General features: G+C 75.0%; 21 protein-coding genes. 10 read left to right on the top strand and 11 right to left on the bottom strand.

Going from position 1 to position 24,668, the window contains the following annotated elements; translation table 11 throughout:
* The first annotated feature begins 400 nt into the window (after positions 1–400).
* Complete coding sequence (locus tag AC5L34_RS21580; protein ID WP_089003040.1) at positions 401–721, top strand: WhiB family transcriptional regulator; 321 nt, start codon at positions 401–403, stop codon at positions 719–721.
* 6 nt (positions 722–727) lie between these two features.
* Here the strand turns inward: AC5L34_RS21580 and bagB are convergent, their stop codons facing one another.
* From bagB to AC5L34_RS21565, 3 genes are read right to left on the bottom strand one after another with little or no spacing between them, the layout of a single operon-like run.
* The gene (gene bagB / locus AC5L34_RS21575; RefSeq protein ID WP_441176881.1) at positions 728–1,879 is read right to left on the bottom strand and encodes an ArsA family ATPase; all 1,152 of its coding nucleotides are present in this window, start codon (positions 1,877–1,879) and stop codon (positions 728–730) included.
* Positions 1,880–1,932: 53 nt separating this feature from the next.
* The gene (gene bagA, locus AC5L34_RS21570) at positions 1,933–2,910 is read right to left on the bottom strand and encodes an ATPase BagA (RefSeq protein ID WP_494826675.1); all 978 of its coding nucleotides are present in this window, start codon (positions 2,908–2,910) and stop codon (positions 1,933–1,935) included.
* Between the two features lie 26 nt (positions 2,911–2,936).
* Positions 2,937–3,638 carry an Rv0361 family membrane protein gene (locus AC5L34_RS21565; RefSeq protein WP_494826673.1) on the bottom strand — a complete coding sequence of 234 codons (702 nt, stop codon included), beginning with the start codon at positions 3,636–3,638 and terminating at the stop codon, positions 2,937–2,939.
* A gap of 308 nt (positions 3,639–3,946) precedes the next feature.
* Here AC5L34_RS21565 and AC5L34_RS21560 point away from each other — a divergent pair, with 308 nt between their 5' ends.
* The 5 genes from AC5L34_RS21560 to AC5L34_RS21540 all read left to right on the top strand — a co-directional run bounded on the left by AC5L34_RS21560 (position 3,947) and on the right by AC5L34_RS21540 (position 9,685).
* Positions 3,947–4,426 (top strand): hypothetical protein, encoded by a 480-nt coding sequence (locus AC5L34_RS21560; RefSeq protein WP_494826671.1) that lies wholly within the window; start codon positions 3,947–3,949, stop codon positions 4,424–4,426.
* 46 nt (positions 4,427–4,472) lie between these two features.
* Positions 4,473–4,628, top strand: coding sequence for a Sp36 family protein (sp36, locus tag AC5L34_RS21555; protein ID WP_012184767.1), 156 nt, complete (start codon positions 4,473–4,475; stop codon positions 4,626–4,628).
* Positions 4,629–4,695: 67 nt separating this feature from the next.
* A complete protein-coding gene (locus AC5L34_RS21550; protein WP_357722523.1) occupies positions 4,696–5,157 on the top strand; it encodes a RidA family protein in 462 nt (153 codons plus the stop codon).
* A gap of 122 nt (positions 5,158–5,279) precedes the next feature.
* Positions 5,280–6,107: an MBL fold metallo-hydrolase gene (locus tag AC5L34_RS21545; protein WP_441176885.1), complete on the top strand. Its 828-nt coding sequence runs from the start codon at positions 5,280–5,282 to the stop codon at positions 6,105–6,107.
* Complete coding sequence (locus AC5L34_RS21540) at positions 6,104–9,685, top strand: adenylate/guanylate cyclase domain-containing protein (protein ID WP_441176886.1); 3,582 nt, start codon at positions 6,104–6,106, stop codon at positions 9,683–9,685. The genes AC5L34_RS21545 and AC5L34_RS21540 overlap by 4 nt, the downstream gene beginning before the upstream one ends.
* Positions 9,686–9,733: 48 nt before the next feature.
* Here the strand turns inward: AC5L34_RS21540 and AC5L34_RS21535 are convergent, their stop codons facing one another.
* Positions 9,734–10,684, bottom strand: coding sequence for a TerC family protein (locus AC5L34_RS21535; protein ID WP_089003048.1), 951 nt, complete (start codon positions 10,682–10,684; stop codon positions 9,734–9,736).
* 322 nt (positions 10,685–11,006) lie between these two features.
* Here AC5L34_RS21535 and AC5L34_RS21530 point away from each other — a divergent pair, with 322 nt between their 5' ends.
* Entirely contained in the window at positions 11,007–11,477 is a 471-nt protein-coding gene (locus tag AC5L34_RS21530; RefSeq protein WP_494826667.1) for a hypothetical protein, read from the top strand.
* 31 nt (positions 11,478–11,508) lie between these two features.
* Positions 11,509–13,029, top strand: a complete 1,521-nt coding sequence (locus AC5L34_RS21525) for a serine/threonine-protein kinase (protein ID WP_441176888.1) — start codon at positions 11,509–11,511, stop codon at positions 13,027–13,029.
* Here the strand turns inward: AC5L34_RS21525 and AC5L34_RS21520 are convergent.
* Complete coding sequence (locus tag AC5L34_RS21520) at positions 13,006–13,353, bottom strand: hypothetical protein (protein ID WP_441176889.1); 348 nt, start codon at positions 13,351–13,353, stop codon at positions 13,006–13,008. The genes AC5L34_RS21525 and AC5L34_RS21520 overlap by 24 nt on opposite strands.
* A 101-nt stretch (positions 13,354–13,454) precedes the next feature.
* On the opposite strand from AC5L34_RS21520, the gene AC5L34_RS21515 reads away from it, so the two are divergent.
* A complete protein-coding gene (locus tag AC5L34_RS21515) occupies positions 13,455–13,985 on the top strand; it encodes a hypothetical protein (protein ID WP_494826664.1) in 531 nt (176 codons plus the stop codon).
* Positions 13,986–14,159: 174 nt separating this feature from the next.
* A complete protein-coding gene (locus AC5L34_RS21510; protein WP_441176891.1) occupies positions 14,160–15,965 on the top strand; it encodes an alpha/beta hydrolase in 1,806 nt (601 codons plus the stop codon).
* A 111-nt stretch (positions 15,966–16,076) separates the two neighbouring features.
* Here AC5L34_RS21510 and AC5L34_RS21505 read toward each other — a convergent pair whose 3' ends face one another.
* Genes AC5L34_RS21505 through AC5L34_RS21480 form a run of 6 tightly spaced genes read right to left on the bottom strand, consistent with a single transcriptional unit; the run spans position 16,077 to position 24,663 of the window.
* Positions 16,077–17,240: an acyl-CoA dehydrogenase family protein gene (locus AC5L34_RS21505; protein ID WP_441176892.1), complete on the bottom strand. Its 1,164-nt coding sequence runs from the start codon at positions 17,238–17,240 to the stop codon at positions 16,077–16,079.
* A gap of 16 nt (positions 17,241–17,256) precedes the next feature.
* Positions 17,257–19,344, bottom strand: a complete 2,088-nt coding sequence (locus tag AC5L34_RS21500; RefSeq protein WP_441176893.1) for an acetyl/propionyl/methylcrotonyl-CoA carboxylase subunit alpha — start codon at positions 19,342–19,344, stop codon at positions 17,257–17,259.
* Between the two features lie 42 nt (positions 19,345–19,386).
* The gene (locus tag AC5L34_RS21495; RefSeq protein ID WP_441176894.1) at positions 19,387–20,988 is read right to left on the bottom strand and encodes an acyl-CoA carboxylase subunit beta; all 1,602 of its coding nucleotides are present in this window, start codon (positions 20,986–20,988) and stop codon (positions 19,387–19,389) included.
* Positions 20,985–22,124, bottom strand: a complete 1,140-nt coding sequence (locus AC5L34_RS21490; protein WP_494826660.1) for an acyl-CoA dehydrogenase family protein — start codon at positions 22,122–22,124, stop codon at positions 20,985–20,987. The genes AC5L34_RS21495 and AC5L34_RS21490 overlap by 4 nt, the downstream gene beginning before the upstream one ends.
* Positions 22,121–23,854, bottom strand: a complete 1,734-nt coding sequence (locus AC5L34_RS21485) for an acyclic terpene utilization AtuA family protein (protein WP_441176896.1) — start codon at positions 23,852–23,854, stop codon at positions 22,121–22,123. The genes AC5L34_RS21490 and AC5L34_RS21485 overlap by 4 nt, the downstream gene beginning before the upstream one ends.
* Positions 23,851–24,663, bottom strand: coding sequence for a TIGR03084 family metal-binding protein (locus AC5L34_RS21480; RefSeq protein WP_494826658.1), 813 nt, complete (start codon positions 24,661–24,663; stop codon positions 23,851–23,853). Before AC5L34_RS21480 ends, AC5L34_RS21485 begins: the two co-directional genes overlap by 4 nt.
* Positions 24,664–24,668: the final 5 nt, after the last annotated feature.

The raw sequence follows: 24,668 nt of genomic DNA, 5'->3' as shown, positions 1-24,668 counted from the left end.
TCACCTCGACAGGGTACGCGAGTAGGGAACGAGGGGCGCCGGGGCGTTCTTTCCCCATTTCCTGCGCGCGCCGACCTCGTTGTGCTAAACGCACGACCCCCGGTGCGTGGTTGCGTGGATCCGGCGCCGAGTCTCTCTCCTTCCGGGAGGGGCCCGCAGCGTTTTCACGGACTCCGACGGGGTAACCGGCGGTCGCAAAGCCCGGGAAGCCGGGAGTGTCCGGAATGATGGATTTCGCCGACAACGTTGCGTAATCAGTCGACTACAGAGCATGATGGTGGCGGCGACAGCGCCACATGTCGTCCGTGCCGCCTTGGGGAAGGCAGGCCGGGCGATCGGGGGGAATTGCCGGCTGGTCCGCGACGGGGTCGGTAGGTACTGCAAGGGGGGACGTGTACAGATGGGCATGATCACTGACTGGCCGTCGCTGGCGGCGTGTCAGAACGGGGACCCGGACGCGTTGTTCGTACAGGGCGCCGAACAGAACGTGGCGAAGCGGATCTGCCGGAGCTGCCCAGTTCGGTACGAGTGCCTGGCCGACGCGCTGGACAACCGGATCGAGTTCGGCGTGTGGGGCGGCATGACCGAACGCGAACGCCGCGCGCTGTTGCGCCGTCACCCCCAGGTGGCGAGCTGGCGCAAGATGTTCGAGGCCGCGATGAAGAAGAACGCCAAGGACAAGGCCGGCAAGGACAAGATCCTCGTCACCACCGCCGGCTGAGCGCCGTCACGGCCGGCTGATCGCCGCGCCGATCGTCCGCAGCCCGTCGACGTCGTGCACGTCGGCGGGCTGCGCCGTCACCGACACCGCCGGCACCGCCGGGAACGCCTCGGTGAACCGGGTCGCCACCTGTCGCTCGCGTACCGCCTGCTGGGCCAGCGCGGCGTGGGCCCGCAGCACGTCGACGGTGCCCTCGTGCCCGCCGAGGCCGGCCAGCCGCTCCGCGGCGGCCAGGCTCTCGGCCGCGTCGAGCGCCGGCACCGCCGAGCGGTGCACCCGGTTGAGCACCAGGCCCGCCAGCGGCATCTTCTCCTCGCGCAGCCGGCCCGCGAAGTAGGCCGCCTCCCGGACCGCGTCCGGCTCAGGCGCCGCGACCAGCAGGAACGCCGTCTCCCGGGCCTGGAGGATGCGGTACGTCTGCTCGGCGCGCTGACGGAAGCCGCCGAACATCGAGTCCAACGCGGCGACGAAGCCGGACAGGTCGGTCAGCAACTGGGCCCCGAGCACCTTCTGCACGACCTTGGAGAACATCCCGAACGAGGCCGTGACCAGGCTGAACATGCTCCGCCCGCCGGTACGCGCCGGGGCCAGCAGCAACCGCAGCATCCGCCCGTCGAGGAAGCGGGACAGCCGGGCCGGGGCGTCCAGGAAGTCCAGCGCCGAGCGGGACGGCGGGGTGTCCACCACGATCAGGTCCCACTCGCCCCGGGCGTGCAACTGGCCCAGCTTCTCCATCGCCATGTATTCCTGCGTGCCGGCGAAGGTCGAGCTCATGGCCTGGTAGAAGGGGTTGGCGAAGATCTCTTCCGCCTTCGCCCGATCGGTGTGCTGGAGCACCACGTCGTCGAACGTGCGCTTCATGTCGAGCATCATGGCGTGCAGCTCGCCGCCGCTGGCCTCGACGTCGATGCCCTTGACCTGGCGGGGGGTGTTGTCCAGCTCGGTCAGCCCGAGCGACTGGGCCAGCCGGCGGGCCGGGTCGATGGTGAGCACCACCGTACGCCGGCCGTGCCGCTCGGCGGCGCGCAGCGCGAGCGCGGCGGCCGTGGTCGTCTTCCCCACCCCGCCCGCCCCGCAGCACACCACGATCCGGACGCCCGGATCGGCGAGGATCTGGTCGACGTCCAGCTGCGGCGCCGCGTCTTCGGAAGGCACCAATCGAGCGTATCGGGCCGGGTCGGTCCTTGCGCCGTGCCGCTGGCAGGTGTGAGTCAATCGGCCCCGACGAGGGCCGCGGCGAGCCGGTCCAGGCCGGCCCGGTCCACCCCGTCGGGCAGCAGGGGCAGCTCCGTCATCGGCAGCCCCAGCTCCACCAGGTCGGCCCGGAGCGTCTCCTCCAACTCGCGGCGGACGGCCTGGTCGCGCGCCTCGGCGGCCAGCCCGGCGACGGTCTCCCGGTCGGTCGGCAGCCCGGCGGCGCGCAGCCCCCGTTCAAGTTCGGCGGCGGCCACCACCCGCCCGGCGGGCAGCGGCGGCCGGGCCCCGTTGACGATCACCCGACCCACCGGGAAGCCGAGCTGGGTCAGCTCGGCGATCGCGTCGACCGTCTCCTGGACCGGCATCTCCTCCAGCAGGGTGACGACGTGCACGGCGGTGATCGGGGAGCGCAGCAGGGCGGCGACCCCCTCGCTCTGGGTCTTGATCGGGCCCACCTTGGCCAGCCGGGCCGTCTCGGCGGTGACGTTGAGGAACCGGCCGATCCGCCCGGTGGGCGGCGCGTCCAGCACCACGGCGTCGTACGCGCGCCGCTGGCCGACGGTGCGGGTGGTGGCCTCCTTCACCTTGCCGGTGAGCAGGACGTCCCGCAGGCCGGGGGCGATGGTGGTGGCGAAGTCGATCGCCCCGAGCTTGCGCAGTGCCCGGCCGGCCGCGCCGAGCTTGTAGAACATGTCGAGGTACTCCAGCAGGGCCTCCTCGGCGTCGACCGCCAGGGCCCGCACCTCCCCGCCGCCCGGCGCGTCGGTCAGGTGCCGCTCCTCGTACGGCAGCGGGTCGGTGCCGAAGAGCTGGGCGATGCCCTGCCGCCCCTCGACCTCGACCAGCAGCGTGCGCCGGCCGCCGGCGGCCAGCGCCAAGGCCAGCGCCGCCGCGACGCTGGTCTTGCCGGTGCCGCCCTTGCCGGTCACGACATGGAGGCGGGCCGGCCACTGGGTGCCGGCCGGGTCGGCCGGCGACTCTGCTGCTCGCACCCGTCGAGCCTATCCAGGCCGCCGGCTCAGGCGACCTCGCAGACCCACCAACCCGTCTTCTTCACCACGGTGAACCGCAGGTCCTGGTCGGCCACCTTCTCGTCGGCGGTGGTCATGGTGACCTTGGTGGTGACCGTGGCCCGGTCACCGGTCTGGTTGTCCACCTGCGGGGTGCTCCACCGGAACCGGGGGTTCTGGTGGGCCGAGACGTGCTTCTCGACCTCGGCCACCTTGGCCGCGATCTTCTTCTCGTCGCGCGAGGAGGAGCAGACCAGCCCGGCCGCCCGGTCGGCGTCACGCTCCTGGTAGACGGCCTTGAGGAACTCGTCCACCGCGACCGCCGGCTCCTTCGCCCCCTCGCCGCTCTCGGCGTCGCGCAGCGTCAGGAACGCCACGACGCCGCCGCCGGCGCAGAGCAGCAGGATCACGGCCAGGGCGATGGAGGCGATGAGCGCGCCGCGCTTCTTCTTCGGCGCGGCGGGCGGCTGGTGGGGCGGGTACCCGGGCGGGGGAGGAGGGAACGCCGGGTCCCGGGCGACGGCGGGGCCGGGCGGAACGGCGGCGGGGCTGCCGGGCGGGACGGCGGGGCCGGGCGGAGCAGCGGCGGGGCTGCCGGGCGGGACGGCGGGGGCGGCGGCCGGGCCGGGCGTCCCCGTGGCGTCGGGGGTCGCCGGGGGGTCCGGCTGGTCGGCCGGTCCGACGGGGCCACCGCTGGGTGGTTGGGTCATCTCATCCCCCGGGGTTGCGACGTCGTCGCCTGACCGGGCGACGTGCGTGATCGAGCTGGCGGCGAGCCGGCGAGCGCCCGTCCGACCGGAAGGGTAGCGGTCGGTTCGTCGCGCCGGGGGGTCGTGGGTGCCGTCAGTTTCCTTACCGACGCTGTGTCGCATATGTGACTTTGGGTGACCGGGTGTGCGCGTCCGGTTGGCGGGACTGTCGCCCCGGACCTACGTTCTCAGCGGCGCGGGGGCGGGCCAGGCGCAGCGTCCGGGCCCGAAGTGATGACGTGACCAGGTACAACGCCCGGAGGCAAGGCATGCGCGACGTGGACAACATCCCCCGAGGCCAGTTCCCGGCGGGCGACCGGGCGCGGCGGCCCGCCTCCTCGGGCGACGCCGAGGGCGGCGTCGGCCTGCCCATCAACGAGCGGTCGTACCGGCGGCTGGCCGAACCCGTCGAGGTGGTGCGCGTCCCCGGCCGGCCGGGCCCCGGGGGCCGGGACGAGGAGGAGCCCGGGTTCGTCATCCACCTGCCGATCCGGGTCGCCGACCTGAGGGCGGCCACGGCGCTGGCCGGGACCGTCGCCACCTCGCTGAGCTTCCTGGTCGAACTGGATGCCGGCGAGACCACCGTGTCGAGCACGGACGACCAGAACAACCGGCACCGCGTCTTCTGCGACCTGCTGCTGCCGGACCGCTCCCGCTGCCCCCAGGCGTACGAGCACGGCGGCCCCTGCGGGGAGGTGCCGGTGGCCCCGGAGCAGCGTCCCGCGCCCGGCCCGTCCGCCGGACCGTAGGCTGTGCGTCGAGAAGTCGAACTCCATCAGAGGGAGCCCTCCACCGATGCAGAAGTGGGAATACGCCACGGTCCCGCTGCTGGTCCACGCGACCAAGCAGATCCTCGACAACTGGGGCGAGGACGGGTGGGAACTCGTCTCCGTGGTTCCCGGTCCCAACCCGGAGCAGCTCGTCGCGTACCTGAAGCGGGCGAAGGCATGAGCGAGCGAATCATCCTGAACGGCGCGTCGGGGGCTCATGGCGCCGCCGAGCGCAGCGAGGTGGCGGCATGAGCAACGGTCCGCACGCGAAGCTCGCCGAGCTCGGGCACACGCTGCCCGAGGTGGTCCCGCCGGTGGCCAGCTACGTGCCGGCCGTCCAGTCCGGGCAGCACGTCTACGTCTCCGGGCAGCTGCCGATGGTCGAGGGGAAGCTGCTCGCCACCGGCAAGGTCGGCGCCGGCGTCTCCGCCGAGCAGGCCAAGGACCTGGCCCAGCGGTGCGCGCTCAACGCGCTGGCCGCGATCGACTCGCTGGTCGGCCTGGAGAACGTCGTGAAGGTCGTCAAGGTGACCGGCTTCGTCGCCGCCGCCTCCGGCTTCACCGCCATCCCGGGCGTGATCAACGGCGCGTCCGACCTGTTCGGCGCGGTCTTCGGTGAGGCCGGCCGGCACGCGCGCAGCGCCGTCGGCGTCGCCGAGCTGCCCTTGGACGCCCCCGTCGAGGTCGAGGTCGTCGTCGAGGTCTCCTGACCCGCGCCGCCTCCCCCGCGATCTGGCACTCCGCGCCTGGCAAAAGCCGTGAAGCGGTACGTATCGAGGGCCGGATCTGCAAGATCGCGGGGAGCGGCCAGCGGGGCCGTACGATCGCAGCCATGACCGGGCACTTCACCGCGCCGGCGGCGGCGCTCGCCGGCGAACTGCCGGACTGGGTGACGCTGCTGCGTGCCCCGAACCCGGGGCCGATGACGCTCGACGGCACCAACACCTGGGTGCTGCGCGCCCCCGGCCAGGAGCACGCCGTCGTCGTCGACCCGGGCCCGGCCGACGAGGGGCACCTGGCGGCGATCGCCGCGCTGGGGCCGATCGGCCTGGTGCTGATCACCCACGGCCACCCCGACCACACCGACGGCTCGCGCCGCCTGCACGACCTGCTCGACGGGGTGCCCGTACGCGCCGCCGACCCGACGCACACCATCGCCGGGGAGCCGCTGGCCGGGCCGGGGGAGGAACTCGGCGACCACGGGCTGAGCGTCCGACTCGTGCCGACCCCCGGGCACACCGGCGACTCGGTCTGCTTCCTGGTCGGGCACGGCGACGAGCGGGCGGTGCTGACCGGCGACACGATCCTCGGCCGGGGCACCACCGTGGTCGCCCACCCGGACGGGCACCTCGGCGACTACCTGGCCAGCCTGGAGCTGCTCTCCGCGTACCGGGGGATCACGGCGCTGCCGGGGCACGGCCCGGCGCTGGCCGACTGCGGCGCCGCCGCGGACTTCTACCTCGCCCACCGCCGGGCCCGGCTCGACCAGGTCCGGGCGGCGGTCGCCGGGGGCGCCGGCACCGCCGCGGAGGTGGTCGCGACGGTCTACGCCGACGTCGACCGGTCGCTGTGGTGGGCCGCCGAGTGGTCCGTACGGGCCCAGCTGGAATACCTGGGCCGGGAATCCGGCGGAGGCACCGCGGGGTTGGAGCAAGCGTGACCTGCCCGGTGTGCGGAACCGTCGCCGTGCCCGGCGCGCGGTTCTGCCACAACTGCGGCGCCGCGCTGCCGGCCGCCGCGACGCTGCCCGCGGCCGAACGCCGCGTGGTGACGGTGCTCTTCGGCGACCTGTCCGACTTCACCTCCTGGTCGGAGGACCTCGACCCGGAACGCGTCGGCGCGGTCACCGACCGGGTGCTCGCCGCCCTGGCCGGCGCGGTGAAGACGTTCGGCGGGCACGTCGACAAGCTCACCGGCGACGGGATCATGGCGGTCTTCGGCGCGCCGGTCGCGCACGAGGACGACGCCGAGCGGGCCGTACGCGCCGCGCTGTCGATGCAGCGGGCCGTCCGCCGGGTGCTCGACGACGAGCGCGGCGGCGGCGCGCCGCTCGGCCTGCGGGTCGGGCTGAACACCGGCGACGTGATCGCCGGCATCCAGGCCGCGATCGAGTACACGGTCATCGGCGACACCGTGAACACCGCCGCCCGGCTGGCCGACGCCGCCGCCGTCGGCGCGGTCTACGCGGGGGCGCGCACCTCCGCCGCCACCCGGCACGTCGCCTCCTGGCGGGCGCTGCGCCCGCTGCGGCTCAAGGGCAAGCGCGAGCCGGTCGAGGCGTACGAGCTGCTGGGCCTGCTGGACGCCCCGGGCACCCGGTCCGGCCTCGGCGACGAGGCCCCCTTCGTGGGCCGGGAGACCGAGATCGGGCGGGTCGCCGGCCGGCTGGCCGAGGTGATCGACCGCGCCGAGCCCCGGGTGCTGCTGATGACCGCCGAGGCCGGGATCGGCAAGTCCCGCTTCGCCGCCGAGGTGGAACGCCTCGCCGCCGGCTACGACGTCGGCGCCGGCCGGTACGCCGCGCACACCGGCGCCCGGGTGCTGTCGGTACGCTGCGCCGCGTTCGGCGAGCGGCGCCGGCTCGCGCCCCTGGCCGACCTGGTCCGGGCGGCGGTCGGCCTGCCCGGCGACCCCGCCACCGCGCTCACCCGCCCGGCCGTGGAGGAGCGCCTGCGCCGGCTCGGCCAGCGACTCAGCCGCTCCGGCGAGCCGGCCGCGATCACCACCGACCAGCTGCTGGCCCTGCTCGGGTACGCCGAACTGCCCGGTGGCGCGGCCGACCAGGGCGAGTGGGGCACCGCCCAGCCCGCCGACGCCGACGCCGTGCCGAACGCGGTCGCGGACCTGCTCACCGCGCTCGCCGGGGAGGCGCCCCTGGTGGTCGTCGTGGACGACCTGCACGACGCCACCGCCGAGACCATCCGGGCGCTCGGGGTCACCCTGTCCCGGCTCACCGGCCCGGTGCTGGTCCTGCTGCTCGGCCGGCCCGAGCTGGTGCGTACCGCCGGGGCGCTGACCCGGGTCGCGGACGCCGAGGTGCACGCGCTGCCGCCGCTGCGCGGTGCCGACGCGGCCCGGCTGCTCACCACCTACCTCGGCGGCGGCAGGCTGCCGCAGGCCGACGCCGACCGGCTGCTCGCCACCGCCCAGGGCAACCCGTTCTACCTGGCCGAGCTGGTCACGCTGCTGATGGAGCGGGGCGCGCTGACCGCCGTCGCCGAGCGCAACTCCCCGAGTCCGGGCAGCTGGCGGCTCGTGCCCGGCTCGCTCGGCAGCCGCCTGCTCTCCCGCGACCTGGCCGCGGTGCTCGCCGCGCGCATCGACGCGCTGCCGGCGGAGGCCCGCTCCGTGCTGCGGGACGCGGCGGTCGTCGGCGACACGGTGCCGGACGGCGCGCTGGAGGCGCTGCGCGAGCAGCGGGCCGGCCGCGACGGCCGGCCGGCGGCGGTGGTCGCCGTCGAGCTGGAACGGGCCGTGGAGGAGCTGCTGCAACGCCGGATGCTGCACCGCACCCGCACCGGCTACGCCTTCGCGACCCCGCTGATGCGGGAGGCCGCGTACGCCGGGGTGAGCAAGGCCGAACTGGCCGAGCGGCACGCGGCGCTGGCCCGCTGGGCCGCGGCGGATCCGCTGGCGGGGGCGGGCGCGCCGGGTGGCTTCACCGAGGCCGCCCGGGACGTCTTCGTGGCCCAGCACGTCGAACGGGCCGCCACGCTGGCCGACGCGGTCGGGCTGCGGCCGGACGCGCCGGCACGGGCCGTCGTCGGCCTGGGCGTCGCCGCGCTCGGCGGGGCCGCCCGCCGGTCGTTGCAGGCGGGCGAGCCCGCGCTGGCCGTGGAGTACGCCGAACGCGCCGCCGAGCTGGCCCGCGACGGGGTGCCGGCGGCGGACCGGGTGGTGCACGCGCGGGCGCTGCTCCAGGTCGGTCGCCCCGCCGACGCCCTCGCCTTCGCCGAGAAGATCGCCGCGAACGCCGGCGACGAGTCCGCCGTCCGGACCAGTGCGCTGCTGCTCGCCGGGCAGGCCCACCAGACCATGGGCGACCAGGCGCGCGCGGTGGCCTGCTGGCAGGAGGCGTTGCAGGTGGCCACGGCCGGCGGGCTGCCGACGCTGCGCGCCTCGGCGATGCGCCGCCTCGGCATGGCCGACTTCATCGCCGGGCGGCTGGGGCAGGCCAGCAGCCGGCTCGCCGCGTCGTACCAGGTCAGCCTCCAGGCGCAGGACCGCCGGGGGCAGGCGTGGTCGTTGCAGAACCTGGCCTGGGTGACCACCACCCGGGGCGACTTCGCCGGCACCGACGCGGTGCTCGGCCGGGCCGCCCGGCTCTTCGCCGAGCTGAAGGACCCGTACGGGCGGGCCTGGCTGCGCGGCACCACCGCCTTCGCGCGGCTGCTCGCCGGCCGGCTGCGCGAGGCGTGCCGGATGGCGCAGGTCTTCCTGCCGTTCGGCGAGCGGGTCGGCGAGTCGTGGGCGGTGGGCACGCTGCGCGCGGTCGAGGCGTTCGCCACCGCCGAGCTGGGCGAGCTGGCCGAGGCGGACCGGGGGGCCCGCCGCGCGTACCGGGAGTTCGCCGCCGCCTCCGACGACTGGGGGCGCGGGTTCGCGCTGGTCGTCCGGGGGGTCGTGGCGCGCGGGCTGGGCGAGCCGGGGCACGCCGCCGACCTGCTCACCGACGCGCTGTCGTACGCGGAGCGCACGTCGCACCCGCTGCTCACGGGGATGGCCGGCACGCTGCGCGGGTTCGTGGCGCTGGACCTGGGCGACTGCGAGACGGCCGAGCGGGACGCCCGGTCGGTGCTGACCGCCGTGGAGCCGCACAACCCGCAGGCGCCCGCGCAGGTGGGGCCCCGGGTGCTGCTGGCCACCGCCCGGTTGGCCGCCGGCGACTCCGCGACCGCCGTCGGGCTGCTCGCCCCGGTGGCCACCGCCGCCGCCACCGTGCCCTCGCTGCTCTTCTCCCGCCGCCAGACCATGGCCCGGTACGCGTCCGCGCTGCTCGCCCACGGCCAGTGCGAGCAGGCGTTGGACTGGGCGCGGCGGGCCGTCACCGTCCCGTCGGAGGACGTGCGCAGCCAGGTGGTCGCCGCGAGCGTGCTCGCCGAGGCGCTCGCGGCCTGCGGCCGGCACGAGGAGGCGCTAGCCTGCGCCGAGGAGGCGGTCCGCTTGGCGTACGCGACCGAGCAGCGCAGCGAGCGCCGCGCCGCCGACGCCCTGCGCGCCCGCCTCGCCACCCCCTAGGCGTGGGCGGCGAGGTCGGGCGGGGCAGGGGTCGGCGGTCGTCGGCGCTCAGGTGCCGGTAGGGGTACGGGAGCCGGTGCCGGCCGTGCCGCGGGTCGCGACGAGGCTCCAGCCGATGGAGACGGCGAGGGTGGCGACGATGACGCCGAGGGTCAGCGGGATGGGCAGCTTGCCCACCGGGGTCTCGGAGAGGACGAGCTTGACGCCGGCGAAGGCCAGCAGGAACGCCAGCCCGTAGTGCAGGTGCACGAAGCGGCGCAGCAGCCCGGCGAGGCAGAAGTAGAGGCTGCGCAGGCCGAGGACGGCGAAGGCGTTGGCGGTCCAGACGATGAACGTGCTGGTGGTGATCGCGAGGATCGCGGCCACGGAGTCGATGGCGAAGATCAGGTCGGTGGCCTCGACGGCGACGAGGACGATGAACAGCAGCGTCGCCGTACGCCGGCCGTCGATGCGGGTGAAGAACCTGCTCCCGTGGTAGCGGGCGTCGGTGGGGACGATCCGGCGGACGAGGCGGACGACGAGGTTCCGGTCGGGCTGCGTCTCGGCGTCGTGCCGGAAGGCCATCTTCCAGCCGGTCCAGACCAGGAAGGCGCCGAAGACGTACGCGGTCCAGAAGAACGTCTCGAGCAGTCCCGCGCCGAGGAGGATGAAGACGAAACGGAACAGCAGCGCGCCGACGACCCCCCAGAACAGCACCTTGTGCTGGTAGGCGGCCGGTACCGCGAAGTAGCTGAAGACCAGGGCGAACACGAAGACGTTGTCGACCGACAGGGCCTTCTCGATGAGGTAGCCCGCGAAGTAGGCACCGGCGGCCTCGTCGCCCTGCCACAGCCAGAGCAGGACGCCGAAGGCGAGGCCGGCGGCGATCCAGATCGCCGACCACGTGGCCGCCTCGCGCAGGCCGATGACGTGGTCGTCGCGGTGCAGCAGCAGGTCGACCGCCAGCATGGCGGCGATCGCGGCGGTGAGGGCCAGCCAGGCCCACCAGGGTACGGACATCGGGGCTCCCTTTGACCGGGCCGGCGCCGGGGCGCCGGCGTGCTGGCCGAAGGTCTCCCCGGACCGCCCGGTGCGGCGGTCCGCGCGACCGGGACCCGGGTGGGTCCGTACTGACGGCCGGCGCGTCCGGTGGCGGGTACTCCCCCTCGAACTACGTTTCATTATTCACGAAATATGGTTCGTCTGTCTAGTGCCCCGCCGCGCGGTCCGACCCCCGAAGTCTGGCGTTTCTGGGGATGCGGTGTGTCGGGGGTGGCCGATAGCGTGTCAGGTCCGAGGGGCGGTCGGTCGTGCGACCGCGTCGGGTCTGGGGAGGGCCGTCATGAGGTTGCCGCGTTCGGCCGCCGGATGGACGATGGCGGTCTTCGGCGTGCTGGCCCTGCTCATGGGAGCGGTCGGGCTGCTCTGGCCCGAGGCGCTGCTGCGCCTGCTCGGCCTCGAGGTGCCGGCGACGCGCGCCGCGGGCGACCACACCGGCACCTTCCTGACGGCCTCCTCGATGGCCTCGTTCAACATGGGGGTCTACTACCTGCTCGCCACCGCCACCGAGTGGCGCCCGTTCTTCCGCTTCACGGTGCTGTTCCGGCTGGTCACGTTCACGGTGTTCAGCATCGCGGTGCTGGCCGACGTCGCCCCCGGGCGGTTCTTCGGGGTGGCGCTCTGGGAGGGCCTCGGCGCGGCGGCGACCGCCGTCGGGCTCTGGTGGGACGGCCGTCGCGCGGGCCCCGGGGCGGTGGGTGCCAGGCGTGATTCCGCCGTCGGTGCCGTGCCGTCCGCCGATGCGGCTCACTGAGCCGCCGGTCCGATTGGGTATTTTCAGAGCTGTGACCGAGACCTCGCCCGGTGCCCTGCCGGTGCCCATCGTGCCCGGTCTGACCGATCTGCGCGTGTTTGCCCGAGGAGGCTACGCGACGATCTACAAAGCGACCCAGATCTCGGTGGGGCGCGAGGTCGCGGTCAAAGTGGAGAACCGCACGCTCGACAGCGAGCACGACCAGGCGCGCTTCCTGCGCGAGGCGCGCGCCGCCGGGCGGATGTCGTCGCACCCGCACGTGGTCGACCTCTTCGACGTGGGGGTCACGGTCGACCAGCACCCCTACCTGATCATGGAACTCTGCGACGGCTCGTACGCCGAGCGGATGCGGACCTCGCCGCTCGGGCCGGCCGAGGCGCGCGACCTCGGCGTCAAGATCGCCGACGCGATCGCCCACTCGCACGCCGCCGGGGTGCTGCACCGCGACGTCAAGCCGGCGAACATCCTCCACTCGCACTTCAACTCGGCGGTGCTGGCCGACTTCGGGCTGGCGGTCGTGGCCGAGATGCGTGACGCCTCGGTCGCCCTGGAGGTGCTCACCCCGGCCTACGCGCCGCCGGAGATGTTCAACCACAGCCCGCCGTCGCCCGCCGTCGACGTCTACGCCCTCTGCGCCACCCTCTACGCGGTCATGCACGGCCGGCCGCCGCGCTGGCAGTCCGAGCGCAACCCGAGCCTGATCACGGTGTTGGAGATGTTCCACCAGCCGGTCCCCGGCCTGCCCGGTGTGCCGCCCGAGATGATCGACGTGCTCCGGGCGGGGATGTCCAACGACCCCGGCGAGCGTCCCTCGGCCGTCGAGCTGCGCGACCTGCTGGCCGGCCTGCAACTCGGCCCGGCCGGCTCCCCGGTGGGCGGCACGGGCGTGCCCGGACCGGTCGGCGGCGGACCCGGTCCCGTCGGCCCGTACGTCGCCGACCACGTCTCCCGGCCCGCCCCGCGACCGCCGGTGGAGGACCTGCACCCCACGGTGCCCACGGTCGGTCGTCGGCGTCGGCGGCGCTGGTTCCTCGGCGGTGCCGGGATGGTGGCGCTGGCCGCCTCCGCCGGCGCCGGCGCGTGGCTGGGCGGCGCGGTGTCCGCTCCGGGCCCGGCGCCGACCGCCGACGTGGCGGCGACGAGCGTGGCGGCCACGAGCGCGGTGCTGCCCGCCTGCGCCCTGAAGGCCGGGCTGCCCGCCGGGGCGGGCTGCGCCGACGAGCTGGAGTGCTTCGGCCCGATGGTGGTTCGTGGTGCCCGGGCCCGGGCGACGCGGGTGCCCTGCGACGGCCAGCACACCTGGGAGAGCTACGCCGAGGGTGAACTCCCCGACACCCTGGTCGGTGCCGACCACGACGAGGTCAGCGCCGACGCGGGGGTGCGCCGGGTCTGCAACGAGACCACCTTCCGGCTCACCAGCGGGATCAGGATCGCCGACGGCTGGAACCTGGCGGTGCTGCCCCCGGCCGGGGCGGACACCGACCGGACGTACCGCTGCCTGGCCGGGCGCGGGCTCGACGCGCTCGCCTCACCCACCCTCACGGGCCGCTGAGCCGCCGCGCCCCCGGTGGCGCTCCCGCAGGGCGCGGACGGTCTCCCGGTGGTCGAGCGACTCCAGCGTGTCGGCGTCGACGCCGTAGAGCCCTCCGGCCGGCTGCCCCGGGCCAGCCGGCGTGGCGCCCGGTTCCGCCTCGTCCTCCTGCCGGGCCGCCGCCACGGAGACGGCCGCGATCATCGTCGAGAGGACGCAGAGCAGCGCCAGGGCCACCCCGACGAGATCCTGCCGGCCCCACACGATCAGCGTCACCAGCAGCGAGGCCGCCACCAGCGCCGCGACGACCGCCTTCGCCCGCGCGTCGGGCCTCGGAATTCCCACCCGTCCAGGATGTCCGAGCGGAGCCCGCTGTCAACCGGGTCGCCGGCACCGGATGCGATGATCTTCGTTCGAAGATCGTCGCCCGTGGGAGAGGAGTGCCGGTGACCCGCGTCCTCCGGATCGTCGCCACCGTGCTGGTGTCGGGTGCGCTGGCCGCGTGCGGAGCGGACGGGACGCCGGAGCCGGCGACCGCGCCGCCCTCCGCGAGCGGCGCCCCCTCGCCCGCCGCCCCCTCGCTGTCCGCCCCCTCGCCGTCCGCCCCCTCGCTGTCCGCCCCCTCGCCGTCCGCCCTCTCGCCGTCCGCCACGCCACCGTCCGCGGGCCCCGCCTCGCCGGCCGCCGGTCGCGGCGGGTACGCCAACCCGGACGAGGCGATCGCCGCGCACCTGTCGGCCGTCCCGGGGGTCCGCTACCTCGGCCTGTGCAAGAACGCCAGGCGCGACCCGGCGGCGGTCTGCGCCCTCCGGATGGGCTTCGTCGAGCGCGACGAGGTCTACGGGCTGGGCGCCCCGCACAGCGACGTCGTCGGCTTCCTGCTGGTGCGCGACGGGCCCGACGGCTGGCGGGTGGCAGCCGAGTACGCGCCGGGCGGCGGGACGCCGGCGCCGCCGTGGATGGCCGGGGTGGGGTGACCCGGGGCGCGCGGAGGGCATAAAGCGTCAACGGTGAATTATTCGTTACATCGTCTTGCCGGATTGTCGGATATATAGCCACTCGCCGGCCTGCGGCCCTGTCGCCCGCTCCCTAGAGTGACGGAGGTCGAGCCACGGCTCGACCGTCCTGTTCGCCCACCGGAAGGCGTCCACATGCCACGACGAAACCGGTCCATCGCCGCCGCGGGGATCGCCGGCATCCTCCTCGCCGGCGCCGCGGTCGCACCCGCCGCCGCCGCACCGTCCCCCGCCGGCGGGGACCGTCCCGTCACCTCCGACCGGACCAGCCCGCAGGAGGCCCGCCGGGTCGACCGGGTGCCCACGCCCACACTGGACTGGTACGCCTGCTACGAGTACGCCGAGTGCGCCACCGTCCGGCTGCCCCGCGACTACGACCAGCCGAACGGTCCCACGACGGAGGTCGCCGTGCTGCGGGTCAAGGCACGCGACCAGCAGCGGAAGATCGGCAGCCTCTTCGTCAACCCGGGCGGCCCCGGCGGCTCCGGCGGCGAAATCGCGCTCGCCGCGCCGTACTTCCTCGGTGACGAGGTGCTCGACCGCTTCGACGTCGTCGGCGTCGACCCGCGCGGCGTCGCCGCCAGCCAGCAGGTCAGGTGCTTCCCCTCCGTAAAGGAGCAGACCCGGGCGTACGCCGGGCTGAACGTCGCGTTCCCGTGGACGAAGGCTGAGGAGAAGGCGTACGTCGCCTCCTCGAAGGCCGTCGGCAAGGGCTGTTCCACCACGGGCCGGCCGCTCACCGGCGCGATGTCGACCGCCGAGGTCGCCCGGGACATGGACGTGCTGCGCCGCGCCGTGGGCGACCGGAAGCTCACCTTCCTCGGCTTCAGCTACGGCAGCATCCTCGGCCAGTACTACGCCAACATGTTCCCGGACCGGGTCCGCGCCCTGGCGATCGACGGCGTGCTGAACCCGAACGAGTGGGTCGGTCAGGGCAGGGCGCGCAGCCTGTCCCAGGAGGAGCGGATGCGCAGCGCGCAGGGCGCGTACAAGGCGCTGCGGGAGATCCTGGTGCGCTGCGACAAGGCCGGCGCGCAGGCGTGTGCGCTGGCCGAGGGCGACCCCGTCGCGTCGTTCGACCTGGTCGCGAAGCGGCTGCGGGCCAAGCCGGTGGTGATCGAGGACCCCGACCTCGGCCCGCTCACCATCACGTACGCCGACTTCGTCGCCGCCAGCCTGGGCGCGCTCTACGGCCCGGCGGGCTACGCCGAGGTCGTCGACCTCACCGCCGCCCTGCTGGTGCTCACCGACCCGGCGTCGTCCCCGGCCGCCCGCCGCCCGGCCACGGCCGACGTGACCCGGCAGGCCGCCAAGGCCCGCGAGCAGGCCCGCCGGTACGACTTCCCGTACAACAACGGGTTGGAGACCTTCCTCGGCGTGGACTGCACCGACGCGTACCACCCGAAGGACGCCGGCTCGTTCCCGGCGCTCGCCGCGAAGGCCGACAGGCGCGACCCGTACTTCGGCCGGCTCTGGACGTGGGCCACCTCGCCGTGCGCCCGCAAGACCTGGACCGTGCGGGACGAGGACGCCTACACCGGGCCGTTCAACCGGCGGACCGCCGCGCCCGTGCTGGTGGTGGGCAACTACTGGGACCCGGCGACCAACTACCGGGGCGCGGTCAGCTCGGCCCGACTGCTGCCGAACAGCCGCCTGCTCAGCAGCGACAGCTGGGGGCACACCGCGTACGGGACGTCGGCCTGCGTGACCGGCGCCGTCGACGCGTACCTGCTGCGCGGGGCGCTGCCGGCCAACGGCAAGGTCTGTGTGGGCGACGTCCAGCCGTTCGCGGAGCTGCCGGCGGCGCCGGAGGCGACCCGCCGCGCGGAGGCGTCGAAGGGCGCGCTGGCCGCCGAGGGTGCCCCCGGGCGGGGCGAGCCGAAGCGGCTTCCGCCGGTGGTGGCGCCGCTGCCGGCGGTCGGCACGCTGACCGTCCGCTGAGGACCCGGGGTGCGGCGGGCGATCGGGCGCCCGCCGCACCCCGGCCCGCCCTGCATCCCACAAGGGGCCCGCTGGAGGCCCGCGAGGTGCCGCCGGCCCTCAGTCGGCGGGTCAGTAGGACTTGTCCTGGCCGAGGACGTGCTGGGCGACGAAGTTGAGGATCATCTCGCGGCTGACCGGGGCGATCCGGCCGGCGCGCACCGCGCCGAGGAGCGTGGCGACGCCGTACTCGGTGGTCATGCCGGCCCCGCCGAGCACCTGGACGGCCGTGTCGACGGCCAGCGCCGCGGCCTCCCCGGCGGCGTACTTGGCCATGTTGCCGGACACCCCGGCCTCCAGGTCGCGGCCCGCGTCGTAGAGGGTGGCCGCCTTGTGGATCATCAGGCGGGCCAGTTCGACCTGCACGGCGGCGTGCGCGAGCGGATGGGCCACGCCCTGGTGCGAGCCGATGCTCCGGCCGCCCCAGACCTTGCGGGTGGCCGTGTACTCGCTGGCCCGCTCGATGGCGTACCGGCCGGTGCCGGCGCCCATCGCGGCGACCGTGATCCGCTCCGGGTTGAGCCCGGCGAAGAGCGCCGGCAGGCCGGCGTCCAGCGACTCGCCGACCAGTGCGTCGGCGGGCACGCGCACGTCGTCGAGGTAGAGCAGGAACTGGTTCTCCGGGGACACGATCTCCATGTCCAGCTTGGAGCGGGTCAGCCCCGGCGCGTCGGTCGGCACCACGAACAGCGCCGGCTTCAGCTTGCCGGAGACCGCATCCTCGGTCCTCGCCACCACCAGCACATACGAGGCCTCGTCGACGCCCGAGATGTAGCACTTGCGGCCGGAGAGCAGCCAGTCGTCGCCGTCGCGGCGGGCCACCGTGCCGAGCCGGTGGAAGTTGGAGCCGGCCTCCGGCTCGGTGATCGCGAAGACCACCTTCAGCGAGCCGTCGGCGAAGCCCGGCAGGAAGCGCTTGCGCTGCTCCTCGGTGCCGTGCCGGGCGATCACCGTGGCCGCGATGGCGGGGGAGACCACCAGCAGCAGCAGCGGGCAACCGGCCGCCGCCAGCTCCTCGCAGACGATGGCCAGCTCGGTGATCCCGCCCCCGCCACCGCCGTACTCGGTGGGGATGTTGACCCCGAGGTAGCCCAGCCGACCGGCGTCGTCCCACAGCTCGGTGGTGTGCTCGCCGGCCCTGGCCTTGGCGACGAAGTAGTCGTGGCCGTACCGGCGGCCGAGGGCGCGGACGGCGTCGCGGAGCTGGTCCTGCTCGGGGGTGAGGTCGAAGTTCATCGGGGGGCCTCCAGGATCACTCGGGGTTGACCACGGCCAGCACGGCACCCGTGTCGACCTGCCCGCCGGTCGCGACCGGAAGCTCGGCGACCACGCCGTCGGCCGGGGCGAGCACGGGATGTTCCAGCTTCATCGCTTCCAGCGTCAGCAGCAGGTCGCCGGCCGCCACCCGCTGACCGACCTCGACGTGCACCCGGGTCACCGCGCCGGGCAGCGGCGCGACCAGCGAACCGGCCGCCAGCTCGGTGGTGGGATCGGGGAAGCGCGGCAGCTCGGCGAGGCTCGCCGCCCCGTCCGGGCCGTCCACGAAGACCTCCGAGGACACCCGGTGTACGCGGTACGCGCGCCGCACCCCGTCGACGTCGAGCACCACCCGGTCCGGGGCGGCCTGGACCAGGCTCACCGCCGGCGTCGGTGCGTCTGCCGCCGTCTCGTGCGACGTCGGCCCGGCCGCCGTGGCCGTCTCGTCCGGCGTCGGCGTCGGCCCCGGGGCCGCTGCGTCCGTGGGCGGCCCGTCGGTGCGGGCGGCGGAGCCGGCACCCGGCGAGGCCGACCACTCGGCGAGGCCGCCCGAGCGGTCCAGGCGGTAGCGGACCTCGATCTCGCCGTCCGGGCCGGTGAACCGGGTGACCTGCGGGAACGCCGGCACGTTGCGCCAGCCCGAGGGGAGCCCGGCCAGCACCGGCGCCGAGGCGCGGCGGGCGGCGGCGGTGGCCAGCGCGGCAGCCAGGGCCGCCAGGGGGAGCCGGTCGGCGGGCAGCAGCGGGGCGAAGACCTCCGGGTGCCGCTCCAGGAAACCGGTGTCGAGGTCCACGGCCGCGAATTCCGGGCTGCGCAGGACGCGGACCAGCAGGTCCCGGTTGGTGGCGACGCCGTGCAGCTCGGCGCGGGCCAGCGCGCCGGCCAGGGCGCGGGCCGCCTCGGCGCGGGTGGGTGCCCAGGCGATCACCTTGGCGAGCATCGAGTCGTAGTGGACGCCCACCACCGAGCCGTCGACGACACCCGAGTCCAGGCGCAGGCCCGGCCCGGCCAGCGGGCCGAACTCGGCCGCCACCCCGGGCACCGCGAACCGGTGCAGGGTGCCCGTCGCCGGACGGTACCCCTGCGCGGGGTCCTCGGCGCAGAGGCGTACCTCGATCGCGTGGCCCTGTGCCGGCGGGGTCGCCGCCGCCGGCAGCGGCTCGCCCTCGGCGACGAGCAGTTGCAGCCGGACCAGGTCCAGGCCGGTGGTCAGCTCGGTGACCGGGTGCTCGACCTGGAGGCGGGTGTTCATCTCCAGGAAGTAGATCTCCCCGTCGGGCGCGAGCAGGAACTCCACCGTGCCGGCGCCGACGTAGTCGACCGCCCGGCCGGCGGCCACCGCAGCGGCGTGCAGCCGCTCCCGCACCTCGGCGGGGAGGACCCCGGGTGCCTCCTCGACGATCTTCTGGTGGCGGCGCTGGATGGAGCAGTCCCGCACGCCGAGGGCGACCACCGTCCCGTGGGTGTCGCCGAAGATCTGCACCTCGACATGCCGGCCCCGCTCGACGTACCGCTCGATGAAGACCGTGCCGTCGCCGAACGCGCCGGCCGCCTCGCGGCGCGCGGACGCGACGGCCTCGGCCAGCCCGGCGGCGTCCCGGACGACGCGCATGCCGCGCCCGCCGCCCCCGGCGGACGCCTTCACCAGCACCGGGAAGTCGGTGATCTCGTCGGCGTCGGTCCAGGTGGGCAGCATCGGCACGCCCGCCTCGGCGAGCAGCGCCTTCGCCGCCATCTTGTCGCCCATCGCGGCGATCGCCTTCGCGGGCGGGCCCACCCAGGCCAGCCCCGCGTCGGTCACCGCCGCGGCGAACTCGGCATTCTCGGCGAGGAAGCCGTAGCCGGGATGCACGGCGTCCGCCCCGGTCCTCCGGGCCGCGTCGAGGATCAGGTCGATGCGCAGGTACGTCTCGGCGGGCGTGTTCCCGGGCAGCCGCACGGCGTGGTCGGCCTCGGCGACGAACGGCGCGTCGGCGTCGGCGTCGGAGTGCACGGCCACCGTCTCGACGCCCAGCGCCCGGCAGGTGGCGAAGACCCGGCGGGCGATCTCGCCCCGGTTCGCCACTAGAAGTCTCCTGATCACTGAGCCTGCCTCTCGATCGCATTCATCGGGCGCACTGCCGCCTCACATCCGGAAGACGCCGAAGCCGTCAGCGCCCCTGACCGGTGCGTTGTGGATCGCCGACAGGCAGAGCCCGAGGACGGTACGGGTGTCGCGGGGGTCGATCACCCCGTCGTCGTAGAGCCGGCCGGAGAGGAAGAGCGCGCCGGACTGCGACTCGATCTGCTGCTCGACCATCATCCGCATGGCGGCGTCGGAGTCCTCGTCGTAGTCGCGGCCCCGGGCGGCGGCGGCCTGCCGGGCCACGATGGACAGCACGCCCGCGAGCTGCGCCGGCCCCATCACCGCCGACTTGGCGTTGGGCCAGGTGAACAGGAACCTCGGCTCGTACGCCCGCCCGCACATGCCGTAGTTGCCGGCGCCGTAGGAGGCGCCGAGGTTGACCGTCAGGTGCGGCACGGTCGAGTTCGACACCGCGTTGATCATGAGTGCGCCGTGCTTGATGATGCCGCGCTGCTCGTACTCGGTGCCGACCATGTAGCCGGTGGTGTTCTGGAGGAAGACCAGCGGGGTGTCGGCGGCGTTGGCGAGCTGGATGAACTGGGCCGCCTTCTGCGCCTCCTCGCTGAACAGCACGCCCCGCGCGTTGGCCAGCACCCCGACGGGGTAGCCGTGCAGCTCGCCCCAGCCGGTCACCAGGGCGGTGCCGTAGCCGGGCTTGAACTCGTCGAAGGCGCTGTCGTCGAGCACCCGGGCCAGCACCTCGCGCGGGTCGAACGGCACCTTCAGGTCGGCGCTGGCGATGCCGAGCAGCTCCTCGGGGTCGTACCTGGGCGGGGCCGGGCGCGGGTTGCGCGGCGCCGGGCCCTGCTTGCGCCAGTTCAGCCGGCGTACGCACTGCCGGGCCAGCCGGATGCCGTCGCGCTCGTCGGAGGCGAGGAAGTCGGCCAGGCCGGACGTCGTGGCGTGCATGGCCGCCCCGCCGAGGGACTCGTCGTCGGTGACCTCGCCGGTGGCCATCTTCACCAGCGGCGGCCCGGCCAGGTAGACCTGCGAGCGGTCCCGGATCATGATCACGTGGTCGGACATCCCCGGCACGTACGCGCCCCCGGCGGTGGCGTTGCCGAAGACCACGCTGACCGTGGGGATCTTCGCGGCCGAGAGCCGGGTCAGGTCGCGGAACACCCGCCCGCCCGGGATGAAGATCTCCGCCTGGGTGGGCAGGTCCGCGCCGGCCGACTCGACCAGGTTCACCATCGGCAGCCGGTTGGCCAGGGCGATCTCGCCCGCCCGGCGGGTCTTCGCCAGCGACCACGGGTTCACCGCGCCGCCGCGTACCGTCGGGTCGTTCGCGACGACGAGACACTCGACGCCCTCGACGACGCCGATGCCGGTCACCACGCTGGCGCCGACCGGGAAGTCGGTGCCGTACGCGGCCACCGGCGACAGCTCCAGGAACGGGCTGTCCGGGTCGAGCAGCAGCTCGATCCGCTCCCGGGGGAGCAGCTTGCCCCGCTGATGGTGCCGCGTCACGTACTTCTCGCCACCCCCGGCGCGGGCCTTGTCGAGGGCCGCGTCCAGCTCGGCGAGGCGCTCCAGCAGCGCCTCCCGGTTGGCGCGGTGCCCCGGCGAGGACGCGTCGACCGCGCTGCGCAGTGTCGTCACAGGCCCATGCCCTTCGCGATGATCTCGTTCATGATCTCGGTGGTGCCGCCGCCGATGCCGAGGATCCGGGCGTCGCGGTAGTGCCGCTCCACCTCGGCGTCGCGCAGGTAGCCGTAGCCGCCGTGCAGTTGGAGCGCCTGGTCGACGACCTCGGCGCAGGCCGCCACCGCGACGTTCTTCGCCATCGCCACCTCGGTCACCACCGGCTCGCCGGCGGCCACCCGCGCCGCCACCTCGTGCACGTACGCCCGGGCCGCCTCGGTGCGGGTGTGCATCTCGGCCAGCCGGTGCCGGACCAGTTGCCGGCTCGCCAGGGGACGGCCGAACGTGGACCGGTCCCGGCACCAGCGCACCGCCAACTCCACGCAGCGCTGGGCGGTCGCGTACGCCTGGGTGGCGAGCGAGAGCCGCTCCGCGGCGAAGTTCTGCATGATCGACAGGAAGGCGGTGTCCTCCGCGCCGACCCGGTTCGCCACCGGCACCCGGGCGTCGGCGAACGACAGCTCGGCGGTGTCGGAGCAGTGCCAGCCGAGCTTCTCCAGCCGGCGCCCGACGGTGAAGCCGGGGGTGTCCTTGTCGATCACCAGCAGGGTCAGGGCGCCGCTGCCCGGGGGCAGGGTGCAGAGGGCGGTGGTCACGAAGTCGGCCCGTACGCCGCTGGTGATGTAGGTCTTCGACCCGTTGACCACGTAGTGGTCGCCGTCCCGCCGCGCGTGGGTGCGGATGCTCGCCACGTCCGAGCCGCCGTCGGGCTCGGTGATCGCCAGCGCGCCGATCATGGTGCCGGCCAGCGTCGGCCGGACGTACCGGTCGATCAGCTCCGCGTCGCCGGAGGCGACGATGTGCGGCAACGCGATGCCGTGCGTGAAGAGCGCGGCGATCAGCCCGGACGAGCCGCCCGAGCGGATGATCTCCTCGGTCACGATGATCGAGTCGAGCAGGTCCCCGCCGCTGCCGCCGACGGCCTCCGGGAAGCCGATGCCGAGCAGGCCGAGCTTGGCGGCGGTGGCGTGCAGCTCGCGGGGGATCTCGCCGGCCCGCTCCCAGTCGTCCAGGTGCGGCAGCACCTCCCGGGCGACGAAGGCCCGGGTCAGCTCCCGCAGCTGTCGGCGCTCCGGCGTGTCCACGATGGTCATCGGCCCTCCCCGGGTGTCGCGTCGCCGGCCCGGCTGCCCGGGCCGGACATGAGGTCCGCCGGCAGGTCGACGAGCCGGGAGCGGAGCAGCTCGCCGAGCGCCTTGGCCTGCGGATCGAACCGGGTGGAGGCGGCCACCCCCTGCCCGAGCAGGCCCCGGACGACGAAGTTGACGGCCCGCAGGTTCGGCAGCTCGTACCGCTCCACGGCCAGCGGCGCGGTCTCCGGCAGCAGCTCGCGCAGTCGGGCGGTGGTCAGCCAGCCGCGCAGCCACGACCAGGTCGCGTCCGTGCGGGCCCAGACGCCCAGGTTGGCGTCGCCGCCCTTGTCGCCGGAGCGGGCCCCGACCAGCTCGCCGAGCGGCGCGCGCCGGGTGGGCCGGTCGGCCGGCGGCGGGTCCGCCTCCGGCGGGTCGGCGGCGGGCGCCGGCTCGTCCGCCGGGGCGGCGGTGCGGGCCGGCGGCGGGATCGGCACCCGCTCGCCAGAGGGGAGCACCGCGACGTGCGGCACCGCGTCCTGCGGCACGGCGTCGGCGGTGAACACCCCGTAGGGCGCGGCGTCGCCGGGCAACGTGGTCAGGGTGCAGCCGGGGTACGAGGCCAGGGCCAGCTCCACCGCGGCGGCCGAGAACGCCCGCCCGGCCCGCGCCTTGTCGCCGTCGCGCAGGTGTACGTGCAGCAGCGCGCTCGCCGCCTCGGTGTCGGCCGCGTCCGCGTGGTCGGTGCGGGCCAGCGTGAACTCCAGCCCCTCCGTCCCGACGGCCGCCTCGACCTGATCGCGGACCAGGGCCGCCTTGGCGGGGATGTCGAGCCCGCACAGGACGAAGGTCATCGAGTTGCGGAACCCGCCGAGGTTGTTGACGCCCACCTTGAGGGTGCCCGGCGGGGGCGTGCCCCGCACGCCGCTCACCCGTACGCGGTCCGGCCCGTCGGCGGCCAGTGCGACGGTGTCCAGCCGGGTCACCACGTCAGGCCCGAGGTAGGCCGGGCCGCCGACCTCGTAGAGCAGCTGGGCGGTGACCGTCTCCACGGTGACCGCGCCGCCGGTGCCGGGGTGCTTGGTGATCACGCAGGAGCCGTCGGGGTGCAGCTCGGCGACCGGGAAGCCGGGGCGCCGCGCGCCGTCGGGCAGCTCGGTGAAGAAGCTGAAGTTGCCCCCCGTGACCTGCGCCCCGCACTCGACCAGGTGACCGGCGACGGTCGCCCCGGCCAGCGCGTCCAGGTCGTCGCGGCGCCAGCCGAAGCGGGCGATCGCCGGACCCACCACCAGGGACGCGTCGGTCACCCGGCCGGTGACCACCACGTCCGCCCCGCCGTCCAGGCAGGCGGCGATGCCGTACGCGCCCAGGTAGGCGTTCGCCGTCAGCGCGTCGGGACGGGCGAGGGCGTCGCCCTCGACGTACCCGACGCGGACGGTCAGGCCGAGCCGGTCGGCGAGCGACCCGATGGCGGCGGCCAGGCCGGCCGGGTTCAGCCCGCCGGCGTTGGTCACGAGCCGCACGCCCCGGTCCAGGGCGGTGCCGAGGCAGCCCTCCAGTTGGCGGAGGAACGTCTTCGCGTAGCCGAGGGAGGGGTCGCGCAGCCGGTCCCGGCCGAGGATCAGCATGGTCAGCTCGGCCAGGTAGTCGCCGGTCAGCACGTCCAGTTCGCCGCCGTCGAGCATCTCCCGCCACGCCGTCGACCGGTCGCCGTAGAAGCCGGAGGCGTTGCCTACCCGGAGCACGCCGCTCACGCCGCCACCCCGCCCGCCGCGTCGCTTCCGGGGGCCGTCGGTGGGCGGCCGGGGCCGGGTGGGCCGGCGAAGGCCTGCGCGACGTCCAGCCACGCGTCGGCGACCGGGCCGGTCACGGTCAGCGCCAGGTCGGCGCGGTGCCTGCGCTGGGTGACCAGCAGGCAGAAGTCGAGCGCGGTGCCGGTGACCCGGTCGGCGGCGTCGGCCGGGCCGTACGCCCAGGTGTCGCCCTCCGGCGCCGTCAACTCGACGCGCACCGGCGCCGCCGGCACCGGCCGGCCGTGGGCGGCGAAGCTGTGGCCGAGGGTACGGAAGCCGAGGTGTGCGACGTGCCGCAACCGGTCGGTGCCGGGGCGGGCCACCCCGAGGGCGTCGGCCACGTCCGTGCCGTGCGCCCAGGTCTCCATGATCCGGGCGGTGGCCATCGAGGCGGCCGACATCCGGGTGCCGAACCAGGGCAGCTTCCCGCCCGCCGGCACGCGGGCCAGCGCGTCGGCGAGCGCCGCCCGGCCGGCCCGCCAGCGGGGAAGCAGCTCGCCCGGCGGGGCGAGGAACTCCTCCGCGCCGGAGTCGACGAGCCGGGCGGGGTCGGGGGCGGCGAGTACGGCGGCGAGGAACGCCTCGGCGTCGGTGGCGGCGAGCAGCGCCACGTGGTCGGTCCAGGCGAGGTGGGCGATCTGGTGCCCGACGCTCCAGCCCGGCGACGGGGTGGCCCGCCCCCAGCCGGCCGACGCCCGGCCGGTCACCAGGTCGTCGAGCTGCTCGGACTCGTCGGTCAGGTCCGCGAGCAGGTCCTTGAGGTCGACCATGGTGC

It is taken from the genome of Micromonospora sp. ZG13 (assembly GCF_059359355.1).
This window is presented reverse-complemented; position numbering and strand designations above follow the sequence as displayed.